We start from the raw sequence: 15762 nt of genomic DNA, 5'->3' as shown, positions 1-15762 counted from the left end.
GTATCTTTTCAGTTCGTGTAAAGAGCTTTTTCCATATTTTATTTAATCTTTGAATTTACACATGAAATAAAACAACAAACCTCATACTAATTTTGAGGTGAATAAATTGAAAATTGTTTTGACTTTTACCCTGCTATTAATCGCTCTACAGTGGGCTCCGATACATACAGCTGCTTCACTAATTATCCTTCATGATCAGGAACCGGTTGTCCGAATCAATCGGACTGATTTTTCACTACCGATGGTAGGCTACCCGTTTATTGAACTTGATGAGGTTAATCAACTTACACAAGAATTAGATAAACATGTTCGTCTGCCAGCAAAAGACGCATTCATTGATGAAAGTGGAAACATAGTATCAGAGGTAGCAGGAATCGAATTGAACCGCGAACAATTTCAAAAACAATTTTATGAATACTTTCATAGCGAAAAACAAGCTACTTTAGAACTTCCATTAAGAAGCATTTATCCGCGTGTGGATAGTGAAACACTTGCAAACATACGAACGAAATTAATTGGCCATTATGTCACATATTTTAATAGTGGGAATAAGGAACGGTCACATAATATTGAGCTTGCGACGGCAGCTATTAATAATGCGGTCGTTTTCCCTGGGGAAGTTTTTTCTTTTAATCAGACGGTCGGCATGAGAACGAAAGAAAAAGGGTATCTTCCAGCTCCGATTATTGTTCGTGGGGAATTATCAGAAGGTATAGGTGGTGGGATTTGTCAAGTGTCGTCTACTCTCTATAACGCTGCAGACCGATCTGGGCTTGAAATATTAAAACGATATTCTCATAGTAAACGTGTACCTTATGTACCACCCGGAAGAGATGCAACTGTAAGCTGGTATGGACCTGATTTTACTTTTCGGAATAAATATAATCAGCCTGTCCTTATAAGAGCTCATGCTAAACATGGCATCATGTCCGTGATGCTTTTTTCCTCGGATGACATCAATGTTGAACCACGAAAAGTACCGAGTATGAGCTATTTCCAATAAAAAAAGGGAAGTGCCAAACATCATCCATTTTTGGATGGTGCCTGGCACTTCCCTTTTTTGTCATTTTTGAGCCCCTTTGTATACAAAAGGGGCCCAAAATAATTATTGTATAACTTTTTCTTCTAATACTTGACCGGTAGATTTTCCGTTTAGGAACCAGAATCCTACTAACAGAACTATGACAGCGACAAGTCCTATGAATGTATTTCCAGTAAAACCAACAATTAAATGACCCACTGCCGCCATTCCGGCACTAATTAGCGCGTAAGGTAACTGTGTCATCACATGGTCGATATGATTCGCTCCTGCACCTGTGGAAGATAAAATTGTCGTATCTGATATCGGAGAGCAATGATCTCCAAATACCGCACCACTTAGAACAGCAGCTAGCGCAGGCAAGATTAGACTAATATCAGAAACCGCAGCAATCTCACCAGCAATTGGAAGTAAAATTCCAAATGATCCCCAAGATGTTCCAGTCGCAAACGCCATAAAACCAGCAAGGATAAACATGATAATTGGCAAGTAAGCCATGTTAATATTCGCGTTTTCAACCACACCTGCTAAGTATGTTCCTGTTTCTAGTCTGCCGATTAATTCACCAATTGACCATGCAAAAATAAGAATGTAAACAGCTGGAAGCATGGATTTTATACCTGCAATAATTCCCTTTCCAAAGACATTACTGTTAACACCACGTAAAACCATTGCTTGTCTTAAAAATAAAATCATTGACATAATAAAGCCAAATAATCCACCAATAATCAACGATAATGTCACATTAGTGTTTTCAAAGATTTTTAGGATGGTCACATCCCCTTCAACTGCCTGTGCTCCAGTCCACAACATCGCACCGACCGTTCCTACAAATAAGGCAATAATAGGCCAAACTAAATCTCCTATCGTTCCTGTACTACTTGTTGGTAAATCATCTTTTAATTCACCTGGTACAGGTTTACTTGGATTATAAACCTGTCCCTCTTTCATTGCTCGTTCTTCATGAGCCTTCATTGGTCCTAGGTTTACATTTTTCAATACGACAATGAGTACAATTCCAAGGGCTGCCCATACGTAAAAGTTCATAGGCACCATCTGCATAAACGCTGAAAATGCACTAATTTCGGTTACACCATGTGTAGACAGGATGGTTCCAATTAACACAATAATTGTTGCCCCCCAGCTAGAAACCGGTGAAACAACACAAATTGGTGCGGATGTAGAATCAATAATATAAGCTAACTTCGCTCTAGATACTTTTTTTCGATCTGTAATAGGTCGAGTAACCTGACCAACGGCAAGCGCATTGAAATAATCATCAATGAAAATGATAATTCCTAGTACAAACCCGACGAATTGTGCACCAACTCGTGTTTTAACTCGCTTCATCGCCCATTCACCAAAAGCTCTACTTCCACCGGAAATCGAAATAAACGCCGTAATGACCCCAAGCAAAAGTAAAAAGAGAATAATATAAACACTTGAAGTATTTATGGCCTCTTCAGAAACAAAGATACCTTTAACAGCGTCCCAAATAATCGCAATCGTTCCACCAATTTCAAACTCTGCAAGAAGTAGTGCCGCGACAACAATCCCTACTCCTAATGATAGTAGTACTCGTCTTGTGATGATGACCATCAGTATCGCCACAATTGGCGGTACGATAGAAAAAATTGTGTTTTCCATTCCTGTTGTCCTCCTCCTAATATTTGAAGGGGGGAACCTACCATGAAAGAGAATAAATTATTAAGTGCTCTTAACTCCAAATAAAAAAGAGTAACGATAGAGAAAATCTACCGTTACTCTTGTAAGCAACTAATTTCTCCATCACGATCTGTAGCTCCTCATTATAGAAAGTATCTCTCTATAATGACAGTGTTACTCCTATTAAAAGTAACCCCAATAATTCAACCTTGACTAGTTAGAATTACTTCGGCAGTCTTTCCTTTCAACTGTGCTCAACGTTGTCATCCTCACACAGTATACTTTTAAAGCCCGCGCCTCTACCCCATCGGAATGATAAGGTTAATATCAAATTTTCTATATTAATATATCAATTCTTATTCTATTTGACAACATAAAAATTATTCGTATTCAAATAAATTTGTTGATATACGAATTCCAACGGTAAACCTTTTATCTTCGAAATGTCTGCTATCGTTCTATGAATCATCCTTGGCCTTGTCTTTTTTCCAACAAATGGTCCTTCAAACGGCCATGGCCCGTCGGTTTCAACCATCATTAAATCAAGCGGATACTCACGTACAATCTTTCTTATTTTCTCTTTATAAAGCACCTCAGGAGTAATCGAGATAAAATATCGGTTACTAATTAACCTTTCAATTGTTTGTTTATCTCCTTTATACCAGTGAAAATGAGCCTTATCCATTGTATGTTTTTCCAGTAAATCACATACAATATGGGCATCATCGTAGACAGCATGTAAGGCTATTGGTTTATTGTATTGCTTGGCAAATTGGATAAAACCTTCTAATAGCTCAATATATTGATCATAAGATTGCTTTAGTTTGCCTTGCTCACGTAAGTAAAAGGGGAGACCAACTTCCCCTATTGCAATTGCATGCTCGTGATTTTCTGTTAACCACGAAAATAATTTGGAAAGTTCCACCTCGGATGGAATCAATTGTTCAGGATGAAACCCGAAAGCTGAATAGACTGTAGAATATTCTTTTGTAATCTCCAAATTTCTTTTACACGAATGTAAGTTCATAGAAACGGAAATCAACATCTCTGCATCCATCGTTATCTTTTTGATTTCATCATCCAAATATTTATCTAAATGTATATGAGAATCGACTATTTTATTCAAAATTTGTTCCTCCATACTATTAACTCATATTGATTGTTTCGAAGGAGTTTAACATGTCGCCTAAAAAAACACCCTTAATGATACGTATAAATATTCTATTCTTCCTGGTGTTTATCCTCTTTTCCTTGTTGATTTTAAGACTGGGAATCATCCAAATTGTTCACGGTGAAGACTATCAACGGGAAATTAATCGGAAGGAAAATTACGCTGTACATAACCCTGTTCCTCGTGGCCGAATGCTTGATCGCGACTACAGGATCGTTGTTGACAATGAAGCGAAAAAAGCCATTACCTATACGAACGAAGGACACGATCAAAATCAAAAACTTAAAATAGCCGAAGAATTGGCGAAATTAATTGATAAAGAAACAGATCATATTCGCGAGCGGGACAAGAAGGATTACTGGATTTTAAAGAATCCAGACCGAGCGGAAAATCTTATTTCCGCTGAAGAAAGAAAGTTATTTAAAGAAAAGAAATTAACTGATGAACAAATTTATCAACGAAAACTAGATCGCATTACTAAAAAAGAGTTGGAAGAATTCAAAAAAGAAGATCTAGAAGAACTTGCGATCTTCCGATTATTAAATATTGGAACAAGGTTTTCCCCACAAATTATCAAAAATGAAAATGTAACCCGAGAAGAATTTGCTGCAGTAAGTGAACATCTTGAGAAATTACCGGGAATCAATACAACAATTGATTGGGAACGGACTTATCTATATGATAAAACCATCCGCTCGCTATTAGGGGCCGTAAGTTCTACTGAAGAAGGCCTGCCAGCTGATCAACTCGATACGTTCTTGTCACGCGGCTATCGTAGAAATGAGCGCGTAGGTAAGAGCTATTTAGAAAACCAATATGAAGACATCCTTCATGGAAAAGATGAGAAAACGATACATATTACAGATAAGAAAGGACATCTTCTCCAAACAGAAACGACATACTCTGGGGATCGCGGGAAGGATATTGTCCTAGCAATTGATATGGAGTTGCAGAAAAAAGTAGATAAAATAATTGAGGAAGAGTTGTTGTCGGCCAAAAAAAAGCAAGGAACTCACCTCCTTGATCGGGCCTATGTAGTGTTAATGGATCCATATACTGGAGAAGTGTTAACGATGTCTGGTAAACGAATCATCACAGATAAAGAGACCGGAAAAAGAGAAATCATCGATGATGCACTCGGAAACATTACAACGACCTATAATGTAGGATCAACTGTAAAAGGTGCCACTATTTTAACTGGTTACAAGACAGGTGCTATTCACCCTCGTACTTTTTTTGACGATAAAGGTTTGAAAATTAAAGGAACACCAGTAAAAGCGTCCTATGCATACCTTGGAGTATTAAATGAAGTTGATGCGTTAAAAAAATCTTCAAACGTCTATATGTTTCATACAGCAATTAAAATCGGCAACGGCCAATACCAATATAACGAGCCGATTGATTTAGATGACAATGTATTTGATACGATTCGAAATTCGTTTGCTTCTTTCGGGTTAGGTGTCAGAACAGGGATTGACCTTCCGAACGAACAATCCGGGTATCAAGGTACTAGTCGTTTACCAGGTTATGCGCTTGACCTCGTTATCGGTCAGTATGATACCTATTCAACGATGCAATTAGCGCAATATGTTTCTGCAATCGCAAATGGTGGCTATCGAATCCAACCTAGAATGGTAAAAGAGATTTTAGAACCTGAAGTAGCTCTAGGTGAAAAAGGACCAGTTTATTTTTCTTTTAAACCGAAAGTTCTCAATACGATAGATGTGAAAACAGAATGGCTTCAACGTGTACAACTTGGGTTTAAAAAAGCTTTAACGGAGCATGGAGGAACAGGGTATAACTTTTTTGGAAGTGCCCCGTATTCTCCAGCGGGAAAAACAGGTACTGCAGAAGCATTTTACGATGGACCTTTACGAAATAAATACGGAAGAATTCCACCAGAAGTGTTAAATCTTAGCCTTGTTGCTTATGCGCCTTCGCACTCACCTAAGGTTGCGATGGCAGTGATGGTTCCGTGGGCCTTCCAAGGGAAAGAAGACCATAAAGCCAATCTTAGAATTGGCCGTCGAGTTCTAGACGTCTATTTTCAAAATTGATTTGTATGAGGTTGTACTTCAAAACGTACAACCTCATTGTTTTTGGGAAAATCAGTTTCTTTATTCCCTCTAATTTTTTAACCCTTAAAAGAGGATCTTATTCTAAAGTAAGCTGAGAACTAACACGAATGAAAAAATTCTGATATAGTATTATTTTAGGATACGTAGAAAGGATATCACAACCTATGAAATGTTTCTCAATTGATTTAGATGGTACTTTATTAAATTCAAGCCATGAAATTTCACGCGCCAATCAAGAAGTACTCACAGAGTTAATAGCGCAAGGTCATACTGTTATACTAAACACAGGACGTGCATACGCAGATGTGATTAAAATTGATGCCATCAAAAGGATGCAGTTACCAATCTTTTGTGTCAACGGTTCCGTATTGTATTCAGACACTGGAAAACTTTTGTATGAAGCCACGATTCCCCTGCCAGTTTATAAAGATCTATTCCCTTTTTTAAAAGAAATGGGAGTAGGAATCTTAGTTTATACAAATGATGGAGGACTTCCTTCTACTCTCCCACCCCTTCATGAGAAATCGAAGGAAGAACTTGATGATATGTTCAGCAACTTCAACTACGATGTTATTTTTGAAAAGGATAATCTTAAGATTTATAAATTGATTGCACTGGTACATTATGATCAACTCGCTAAGATTGAAAAGGTGAAGAAAGCCTTGTTTGGGAAGTTTGATTTGACAATGGCTTCTTCCTTTCCAAATAATATTGAGATTACTTCTGGAGAAGCTCATAAAGGGAAAGCGCTTCTTCGCTATCAAAAAATAATGAATCTTAACTTTGAAGAAATTTTTGCTTTCGGTGATGGTGGCAATGATCTCGCTCAATTTGAAGTGGCAGATATTTCAGTAGCGATGGGTAATGCACCATTAAACATCCAACAAAAAGCGGATATTGTCACAAAGACAAACGATGAAGACGGGTTTGCACACGCCATCCGTCACTTATTAAATAAGTAACCATCACAAAAAAGGCAATGGATCTCCATACATTTTTTGTAATCGGCACATGAAACAATATAACGTAAAAATGGAAATAAACTGGAAGGTGCCTGGCACCTTCCAGTTTATTTCCATGATTCTAATTATTAAAGGCAAACGCACCTATAAACGCACCATCGCCACTTATTTTTTTCCTTCAAAAGCAAGGTTAATATTGTTTATACTCGTTAACCATCCTGCCCACTGCTCAACATCCGCCAACTTTTTAATCACACTTTTAGCGCACTCTTCAGAACTATTATCAAAGGTATTTACCTCAACATCATAGCTTTCGTTTTGGTTGTGGACATAGTTTAATTGTTTTCTAGATAATCCAATTTGACGATCGCCTCTAGCTTTTTCTCTTTTTTCAAGCTCTACTATTGGGCAGTGAACCCCAACAAAGAATACAGGATTGTCTTTAAGTGAATTTAAACAATCTAATAAGGTTTCCTCATTATGAAGTACGTGATCCACAATTAAATTTATCCCAGAATCAGAAAACATTTTAATATTTTGATGAAAATAATATTCTGTGGAAACATGTATTAAGCGATTATTCTCTCTGTCTTCCATCTGTTCAATCAAAAAATCGAACTCATCCACACTAAAGTGAAAATAGTCCGGTAATATCTTCACCAATTCTTTTGATAAGGTCGTTTTTCCAGAACTCGATACCCCATTCAGTAGAATTATTTTCCCTTTCTCCATCCATTTTCCCTCCGGTATTTCTTCTATTGTAAGTTTACTAGTTTACTAGCCGGCTTTCATTTTAAAAACCAAAAACTCAATCAAAATTTATGGAAGTTTGGCGATTAATTAAAATGATCCCGTATTCTGCGAATAAAAAACAGCGATAAGATCCCAATTACGGCAAAATATAATTCAATAATCCAGAGGCTTTTCAAATGGCCGGTTTGATAAAAAACAGCCGGAAAATCAATAACCGCATGGATAAGAATCGCATAAATCACATGAATAAATTTCCTTTTTACTATAGCTAATAATACCAGTAAGCTGAACGCGATTTGCATGAAAACCGCGAAAAAGCGTTCAGGAATTCCCCATAGATAACTACCTGGTCCTTGCGTTAGCAACATGTCTTTTATAGCTGTGATTTGATCTGGCGGCAATTGACTTGCCATCGCTGTATCAAATGTACCGGAATTTAACATTAATGCAAAAACGAGATTAGGTGCAATCAGCATCAATGTTATCACAACAGCTTCAATACCTCCCCATCCAATACCAAATGACAAGCCGCTTCTATAATCCTGGTATTTCTTTAACAGCCAGGTAAATAAAATAAATCGGCCAATCTCTTCAAAGATACCTGCAGCCAATCCCCCGTATAACCCAAATGCCCAAGGATGTTCAGCATAATTGGAGAAATTCGTAATAACAACGACATGCAGAATCTTTTCTAACACCTGAGTGAATATGATAAAGCCAATACTCCCTATAATTAATGGCTTAACCGCAATTCCCTCCCGTTTCCGATAATATAAAATAAACGCTGGGAAAAGTAAAATTGAGAATACGATCGTACTAATCATTGAACCAATTATTACATCGCTAACCATTTTCGATTCCTCCCCATAAACAAATATATACCCCTCGAAAAATAGCAACATTTGTGCTAAATAGTTATTTCTCTACTTTAATCCCGACATTCACACCCATGTTGTTATCATATTTTATTTATCAAACCTAAAGGCTAGACTTGTTATTCTCGGATGTAACAATAGTGGATAATGTCCGTTTTCGTCTTGTCGGAGTAACATCATTTTCTAGCAATTTTTGAATCCCCTGCTGCAAAGTTTGTAAAAACTCTAGATACTCCTCATCTGAAGCATAGAAAGATACTTGACGATACCCTGTACCATCTTTTTTCATATCGAATTTGGGTTGAGTTAAGTACTTTTCAAAATCAGCAATAACGGTAGATATAAACTTCATAAAATATTCACGATGCTCATTCTTACTCCAAGATTCTACATCTGTTTCTGATAAAGTGGCCGATTGTTCTGCTAATGAATAGACCTTTTCAACTGTTCCCCTGATTGGATTTTCTGCTACTACTTCTAAAACATTTCCCTCGGTTAGCTTATTTAATTGCCGATAAAGCGTTGCTTGGGGGATATCTTTGAGTCTCTCCCCAATTTCCTGTGCAGTTAGTGTTTTTCCATTAATTAAGGTTTGAACGATTCTCATTCGGACTGGATGTAAAATAAGATCTGCTTTGGATTCCTTCATGACCTTCCATATCACCTCTTTATAAAATCATCATTATTATCAATAATGATAATAGTTCTGCAAAAAAAACCACATTCTTGGTATAGGAAAAGGGTATATTATCATTATCAATAATGATAATATACCCGTTATCATTCATTGTCAACAACACAGTTATACCATCTGTTTTCTTCGACGACTTTCCCTTTTATGTTGCAAAAATACACATGTGAGAAAAGTGCAACCAGTTCAATGAGGGAAACAAGTGCATATACTTCTTTACTTCGACTTCTCCTGAGCTCTAACTGCGACTTTTTCTAATCCATTCTCACCAGCGAACTCTGGCTCTGTTTTGGACAAGTTTTTTTCTTTATTTTGTTGCTTATTTTTATTTTTGGCCATTTTTTCACCTCCATATATTATGCTGCTGGTACAGCCTCATAGCACCGATTTTAGTTTGCTAACTTTTTGATTAATTATTCTTATTACCCAATGCTAAATACATCTACACTGAAGCTTGCTAATATCTAAATTAATTCGTAATTAATGAAAATCAATTAACCACGCACTACATATAACAAACAAATCAACTAAGATGAGTTATGTCTGAATTTTTTGTTGATTATACGGTGGCTTGAAGAGAAAAAAGATTATAATAAATATATTCTAATTTCGAGGTGGATTATGTCGATTAACCTATATCAAATTCATATCCAAACGACTGAAAAAGATAAAGTTGAAAAGATGTTGGTTCATTACCTTGAACAACAAACCAATAATCGAAGTGTAATAATTCAATTAGTTGAGAAAACATCTATTAATTTCTTTACGCATGAAATTCCGACCATGTTTGCGGTTAGTATACAACACGAAGGTTGGGTTACGGTTCTTCATGACTCCTTTGACCATTTGAATGAACTTACTGAAATGCTGTCGAACTTCTTTAATACAATGGTAATTCATGCACTCGGACAAAGCACGGTGGACAATTATTATTTAAGCGTCTATCAACACGGTATCCTTTTAAGGGTAATCTCATATGAAGATGATAATGTTGAAGTTGAGCAAAAAGGAAGGCCGTTTTCTTTTGAAAAATTACCAATCGGTAAAAATATCGGAACTGACTCAGTGCCTTCCTATGTTTTTGATTACAATGAAATGCAGTCCTTTTGCCTGCATTTTCAAGTTGATCTTTTAAGTGATGTTACTGAATTGAACGAGCAGTGGATGATTATCCAATACGAAAGAACCAATCCTTCACCCACCAACCGACGACTAACACTAATGAGTAAATTATTCGACAAATTCAAGCTGAAATAAAAACGAGAAACATCTTAACAACTATAGTATGTTTTTGGTTTTATTCATTACTATAATTCCTTGACGATCCCTGAATTACATGCCCGGTACCAGTATGTAAAATTCCTTCTTCACGGATTTGTTCGCCAAAGAAAAAATGCTTTACTAAGCAATTGAATTTTTGTAGCCAACTTATTACATCTTGTGGGTTGTATAACACGTCTATTGTTTTTGGCCCCCAGTTTGATAGCTTAGCTGTTCCTCTGAATACACCTCGAATAAAATAATTCCCCCTGGACGAACAGTAGAAACAACTTATTAAAAACCTTTTGTTGATGTTCTTTCGGAAAATGGCCATAAAGGCACCAGCAAACTTGTTTGTAGGTATGAAATCCTGAATCAGATCTACTTGCGCTGTTTGGATTTGCACGTTAGGTTGAGAAGCTAATTGTGTTGTTTTTTAATCCATTTTTAGCATAAACCCATGCTGTCACTTCAAAACCTTTTCTAGCAAGAAGAACCGCATTTCTCCCTTCTCCTTCTGCGAAAGCTACTATTCTATTTATACCGTCTAAGTAATGAATATTTGACTTAATAAACCAATTTGGCCCCTCACCCTATACATAAGTTTTCGATTCAAACCGTTCATCCCAATGATTTTTCATTAAATCCTCCCATAATTACACTTCCTATTAACAAGACCTTTTATGTATCCTTAAATGGCAAACGGTTACTATAAAGGTACAATGATAGTAATTTTTGAAAACCACATGGAGGTGAAAATACGTGAATTTATCATCAATGGAGGCTGTAGAAACTTTTATCAAGGAAAATCAACTCAGTTTTATATATGTACTGATGGAAAGTTGAAGTGTTTGTCATGGTTTACTGCCTCAGGTTGAGGACATTTTAAAAGAGTACCCAAGAATTAAAATTGGAGTCGTGGATGCTGCGAATGTACCTGAAATCGCAGGTTATTTAATGGCGTTCACAGTCCCTGTTCTTGTTTTATATCTTGATGGAAAAGAAATTCTCCGAAAAGCAAGAATGGTCCATTTAGAAAGGTTCCATGAGCAAATCGATAAAATTTATCATGCGATATAGAAGCAAAAAAGCCTTCACTGATATGAGCGAAGGCTTCTTTCTACTTATATTAATGCATACCTTTCCATTCCCCTTGGTTTTTGGATGATTTCTTTTGTTTTGCTTTTTCTTTATGCGCTCTATTAGCGGCAGCACTTCCAAGTTCTTTCGAAAACTCTGAGTCGGTTTTACTCGAATCAAATCCTTGCTTGTTTTTTTGAGCCGCATCGTTCTTTTTCGTCCGTTTTGCCATTCTTAAATCCCCCCTTCAAAGTTATTATTTATTATTGATAGGGAAATATTCGCGGTCATTTTTAGCTTATATTATCCAATTTCTCATATAGCCCTTCCCATTTCTGTTCTAGGTCTCCTTTTACAGAGTTCAATTGTTGCAATTCTTCCCACCTATTGACAGTTTTCATTTTTTCTTCAAGTTCAGCAACCTCCATTTCTATTCTTTCTAGCTCCTTTTTAATACTACCTTGCTTAGACTTCTTATCTGAACGAGAAAAAGACATACTTCGTTTTTTTTCCACTTTCTTATTATTAATTGCCTCTTGCATGGATTTCATCTCTTCCAATTTCTTTTTTGCATAATGATAATTGCCGACAAAAGCATGAACTTTTTTATCCCTGATCCAATAAATTTTCCCAACAAGTTTATTTAAGAAATAACGATCATGCGAAACCGCAAGAAGGGTACCATTATAATCTTCTAGCACATCTTCAAGGACCTCTCTTGATTCAATATCTAAATGGTTGGTGGGTTCATCGAAAATCAATAAATTAATGTCTTGATGCATCAGTTGCGCTAAACGAAGTCTCATCCTTTCGCCACCACTAAGCTGAGAAACTTTACGAAACACCATATGACCGAAAAACAAAAACCTGGCAAGAATTTTTCTTGCTTCTCCCTCTGTTACTTTTATTTCTTGTCTAAAAATGTTAATGACACTTTCATTTTGATGGTTTGGGAAAGTGTGTTGAGATAAATAACCAATTTTCACATTGCTTCCAATCCGAATATGCCCATTATCAGCATGGAACTCCTGAAGAACTAATTTAATTAACGTCGACTTCCCGGATCCATTTTCTCCAACAATGGCTACCCGCTCTCCGTGTTGGATGTGGATGTTTACTTCTTCAAAAAGAAGTTTTTTCTTAAATGATTTTGAAACCCCAGATAACATGATCACGTCCTTTCCACTTCGCTCAGACGAGTTTAGCTGTAAATTCATTTTCCGGCGATTCAAGATTGGACGCTCAAGTTTTTCCATTCTTTCTAATGCTCGTTCCATATTTCTTGCTCTCTTATGAAGTCCTTCATTTGGTGGATTGGCTCGATTTGCCCACTCGCGGAGACGCTTAATCGCTTCCTTCATTTTCTTCATTTTCTTTTGTTGTTCTTCATATGCTTGGAATTCTTTTAATACCTTTTCTTCCTTGGCTTTCAGAAATTCAGTGAAATTCGCTTGATAAAGATCGATTTCACCATCTTCTAAATCAATGATTTTAGTTACAACCTCATCGAGAAAATAACGGTCATGAGAAATAATGACGACCGGACCCTTATATTCTTTTAAAAAGGTACCGAGCCATTCAACAGCCATTATGTCCAGATGGTTCGTTGGTTCATCCAACAATAATAAATCTGGGGATTGAAGAAGAAGATGTGCAAGACCAACCTTTGTTTTTTCTCCACCACTTAAACTTGAGAAAGGCTTATACAATAGCTCTGTTATCTTTAAACCGTTAACGATTTTTTCAATAGATGCATCAATTTCATATCCACCGTTTACGATGAACTGATCCTGAAGCGCGCCATATTCATCAATCAAGTTTTGCATTTGATTGTCTTGGTTTACCTGCCCCATTTGTTCTTCTAGCTTTTCAATCCTTTCCGCTAATAAGAGTAGTTCCTGAAAAGCGCTTTTTAAATAATCCAGCGTTATAATATTGTTTGAAGTACTTGGAATTTGTTCAAGATAACCGATTTTCAACCCCTTACTCCAGTGGATTTGTCCTGAATCGATTTGTTCCGCTCCAGCAAGTAATCGAAATAATGTCGATTTTCCACTTCCATTTCGCCCAACTAATCCGACTCTGTCTTTTTCATGTATTTCAAATGAGATATTTTCAAATACGATATTCCCACCATACATTTTTGCAATTTTGTTCACACTACACGTAATCATTAGTATTCCTCCTTAAAAATGAATATAAAAAAGCCATGAGAAGACATATCTTCCCATGGCAAATGATTAAAGTCATTTAGACGGTACGAAAAAAGAGAGCATGAAAAAGCTCTCTTTTTTCGTACATTTATACAATGGTAAAAGATGTTTTCACTGTTTTAGCTTGCTATTGAGTTGTTAAAAAAGGGCATACTTATCCCGTTAACAACTACAATCGCAAATTTCGCACGGTAAAAATAAAGAAAATCATTCCAGAAACCGCGCACTAAAACAGCTAGACTAAACATCCTCTCCACCTCCGTTCACATATAGTTGTTTATAGTTTAATTGTTCCGAAAATTATTTGCAAGCCCGGATTTTGACTTTTAAGCCAAGTTTTGACGAGGTAGTCTAATAATTATTTAGTTTTGTATCTAATGGCTTTAAGCTCGTTTCTATTGCATCTCGCTGATCTTCAAAGTATGGTGGCAAGGCCAAGGTTTCTCCCAGATGTTCAAAGTCCTCGTCCTCTTCAAATCCAGGACCGTCGGTGGCTAATTCAAACAAGATACCATTCGGCTCACGAAAGTATAAAGAACGAAAATAAAACCGCTCAACGAAACCTGTATTTGGAATTCTTTTTTCTTTTAAAAGGGATACCCACTTTTGTAATTCCACTTCATTATCCACTCGAAAAGCAACATGATGAACACTTCCCCTCCCTGGTCGCTCTCGTGGTAGGTCAGGTCTCTCGATTAGATGAACTTCTGCCCCATTGCCGCCGTCTCCGGTTTCAAAAACAATGACCTCATGATCACTACCTGGCATTCGATATTTCCCGCTGTCTCGAAATCCTAGTAGTTCCGTAAAAACTTTCCTAGTTGGATTAATGTCTGACACCGTCAGCATCACTGGTCCTAGGCCGATAATTGCATGTTTCACGGGAATTGGGCTTCCCCTCCACGGCTTTCCTCCTGGCACACCAGAATTATGCTCATCGGATATTAACGCAAGCCTTTGATCCTCGAAATCTCTAAAAGGCAACGCTTTTCGTCCATTCAGTTCGACGATATCATCATGTGTTACGTTAAGTTTATCAAAATGTTTTTTCCAAAATTGCAACGATTCGTTTCCTGGAACTCGTAAAGTTGTTAACGATATGCTATTTGTTCCTGGATAAGTGCGCCCTGCCATTGGTATTTCAAAAAAGGTCAAATCGGTGCCAGGATTCCCTCTTTCATCGGCGTAAAACAAATGATACATTGATGTTTCATCTTGATTAACTGTTTTTTTCACTAATCTCATACCTAGTGTTTGCGTGTAAAATTCATAATTCTTTTTTGCATCTTTCGTAATTGCAGAAACATGATGTTGTCCTTTTAGTGATTTTAATTCCATTTGATGCCCTCCTATATGGATTGATTAACGATTTTAGAATCTAGAATCGTTTCCTGATATAGGTACATGCTTCTTTATTAACTTTCAATTGTAAACTAAGTTAATTTTGTTTCGCCTTTTTTTAAAGATCCATATATTATGGACTCTTTAATACTATCGTAAGAATCACTCACAGTGTTCAATTACTAATTATAGCTTCTCGGTCCTTAACCCTGCTTTAATAAGTAAATAAAGTATTAAAATAGTTAACTAATGTCAACACCAAATATCGTTATTCGTGAATTTTTTGTTTTTGTAGAAAAATAAAGAATTCCATAATTGGAGGTGTTCAGGATGAAACTAAATGGAGAACTATGCTAACGATCTGCAAGGGTTTTGGGATGATGTTGGAAGGCCGTATCCCTAATAGTCGTCTTTATCGTGGGAAACATTATTACAACGTAAAATTTGGTCTTTTGCGTGAAGAATGGGAAACTATGCAAAACAACTAAAATCTAGCCTCGTCCAAATGAGGGCACTGAAAAACTTACGTTTTTTATTCTGCAAATTCAAATGAATACAAAAAGGCAATTTTCCACCTGTTTTTCAAGCGGAAAATTGCCTTTTTCCTTTTCTTTTTTTATTCCTTTTCATTAAG

At 36.5% G+C, this 15762-nt stretch carries 15 protein-coding genes and 1 riboswitch; of the genes, 5 read left to right on the top strand and 10 right to left on the bottom strand.

Translation table 11 applies throughout. From position 1 onward, the window contains the following. Positions 1 to 106 precede the first annotated feature (106 nt). Positions 107 to 1003 (top strand): VanW family protein, encoded by an 897-nt coding sequence (locus M3182_RS00065; protein WP_251429796.1) that lies wholly within the window; start codon positions 107 to 109, stop codon positions 1001 to 1003. A gap of 102 nt (positions 1004 to 1105) precedes the next feature. Here the strand turns inward: M3182_RS00065 and M3182_RS00060 are convergent, their stop codons facing one another. Together M3182_RS00060 and M3182_RS00055 are read right to left on the bottom strand one after the other, a co-directional pair. After that, on the bottom strand, positions 1106 to 2686 hold the full coding sequence (locus M3182_RS00060; protein ID WP_251429799.1) for a Na+/H+ antiporter NhaC family protein: 1581 nt from the start codon (positions 2684 to 2686) through the stop codon (positions 1106 to 1108). Positions 2687 to 2829: 143 nt separating this feature from the next. Then, positions 2830 to 3014: riboswitch (Lysine riboswitch) on the bottom strand. Between the two features lie 51 nt (positions 3015 to 3065). Then, positions 3066 to 3830, bottom strand: a complete 765-nt coding sequence (locus M3182_RS00055) for a TatD family hydrolase (RefSeq protein WP_251429803.1) — start codon at positions 3828 to 3830, stop codon at positions 3066 to 3068. A 53-nt stretch (positions 3831 to 3883) separates the two neighbouring features. On the opposite strand from M3182_RS00055, the gene M3182_RS00050 reads away from it, so the two are divergent. Together M3182_RS00050 and M3182_RS00045 are read left to right on the top strand one after the other, a co-directional pair. Beyond that, positions 3884 to 5932, top strand: coding sequence for a peptidoglycan D,D-transpeptidase FtsI family protein (locus tag M3182_RS00050; protein ID WP_251429806.1), 2049 nt, complete (start codon positions 3884 to 3886; stop codon positions 5930 to 5932). 185 nt (positions 5933 to 6117) lie between these two features. Further along, the gene (locus M3182_RS00045; protein ID WP_251429810.1) at positions 6118 to 6915 is read left to right on the top strand and encodes an HAD family hydrolase; all 798 of its coding nucleotides are present in this window, start codon (positions 6118 to 6120) and stop codon (positions 6913 to 6915) included. Between the two features lie 165 nt (positions 6916 to 7080). On the opposite strand, the gene M3182_RS00040 is transcribed toward M3182_RS00045, so the two are convergent. From M3182_RS00040 to M3182_RS26045, 4 genes are all read right to left on the bottom strand, one after another. Beyond that, entirely contained in the window at positions 7081 to 7647 is a 567-nt protein-coding gene (locus M3182_RS00040; protein WP_251429814.1) for a chloramphenicol phosphotransferase CPT family protein, read from the bottom strand. 104 nt (positions 7648 to 7751) lie between these two features. Continuing rightward, on the bottom strand, positions 7752 to 8519 hold the full coding sequence (locus M3182_RS00035) for a YhfC family intramembrane metalloprotease (RefSeq protein ID WP_251429816.1): 768 nt from the start codon (positions 8517 to 8519) through the stop codon (positions 7752 to 7754). Between the two features lie 127 nt (positions 8520 to 8646). Further along, positions 8647 to 9192, bottom strand: a complete 546-nt coding sequence (locus M3182_RS00030) for a helix-turn-helix domain-containing protein (RefSeq protein ID WP_251555665.1) — start codon at positions 9190 to 9192, stop codon at positions 8647 to 8649. Between the two features lie 258 nt (positions 9193 to 9450). Next, positions 9451 to 9573: a hypothetical protein gene (locus M3182_RS26045; protein WP_285866473.1), complete on the bottom strand. Its 123-nt coding sequence runs from the start codon at positions 9571 to 9573 to the stop codon at positions 9451 to 9453. A gap of 282 nt (positions 9574 to 9855) precedes the next feature. Between M3182_RS26045 and M3182_RS00025 the strand changes: the two genes are divergently transcribed. Together M3182_RS00025 and M3182_RS00020 are read left to right on the top strand one after the other, a co-directional pair. Then, positions 9856 to 10491 carry a hypothetical protein gene (locus tag M3182_RS00025; protein WP_251555664.1) on the top strand — a complete coding sequence of 212 codons (636 nt, stop codon included), beginning with the start codon at positions 9856 to 9858 and terminating at the stop codon, positions 10489 to 10491. A gap of 921 nt (positions 10492 to 11412) precedes the next feature. Then, the gene (locus M3182_RS00020) at positions 11413 to 11574 is read left to right on the top strand and encodes a YbbN family protein (protein ID WP_251429825.1); all 162 of its coding nucleotides are present in this window, start codon (positions 11413 to 11415) and stop codon (positions 11572 to 11574) included. Positions 11575 to 11623: 49 nt separating this feature from the next. On the opposite strand, the gene M3182_RS00015 is transcribed toward M3182_RS00020, so the two are convergent. The 4 genes from M3182_RS00015 to M3182_RS00005 form a co-directional block, all read right to left on the bottom strand. Then, positions 11624 to 11806 (bottom strand): hypothetical protein, encoded by a 183-nt coding sequence (locus M3182_RS00015; RefSeq protein ID WP_251429828.1) that lies wholly within the window; start codon positions 11804 to 11806, stop codon positions 11624 to 11626. 61 nt (positions 11807 to 11867) lie between these two features. After that, on the bottom strand, positions 11868 to 13748 hold the full coding sequence (gene abc-f, locus M3182_RS00010; protein WP_251555663.1) for a ribosomal protection-like ABC-F family protein: 1881 nt from the start codon (positions 13746 to 13748) through the stop codon (positions 11868 to 11870). 158 nt (positions 13749 to 13906) lie between these two features. Beyond that, on the bottom strand, positions 13907 to 14035 hold the full coding sequence (locus tag M3182_RS26040) for an RAxF-45 family protein (protein WP_285866467.1): 129 nt from the start codon (positions 14033 to 14035) through the stop codon (positions 13907 to 13909). Between the two features lie 103 nt (positions 14036 to 14138). Further along, positions 14139 to 15125 (bottom strand): ring-cleaving dioxygenase, encoded by a 987-nt coding sequence (locus M3182_RS00005; protein WP_251429834.1) that lies wholly within the window; start codon positions 15123 to 15125, stop codon positions 14139 to 14141. Between the last annotated feature and the right edge of the window lie 637 nt (positions 15126 to 15762).

The organism is Mesobacillus maritimus, from assembly GCF_023715205.1.
In the GTDB taxonomy this organism is placed as follows: domain Bacteria; phylum Bacillota; class Bacilli; order Bacillales; family Cytobacillaceae; genus Mesobacillus_B; species Mesobacillus_B maritimus_C.
The sequence above is the reverse complement of the archived record's forward strand: the minus strand, read 5'-3'. Positions and strand labels throughout refer to the sequence as shown.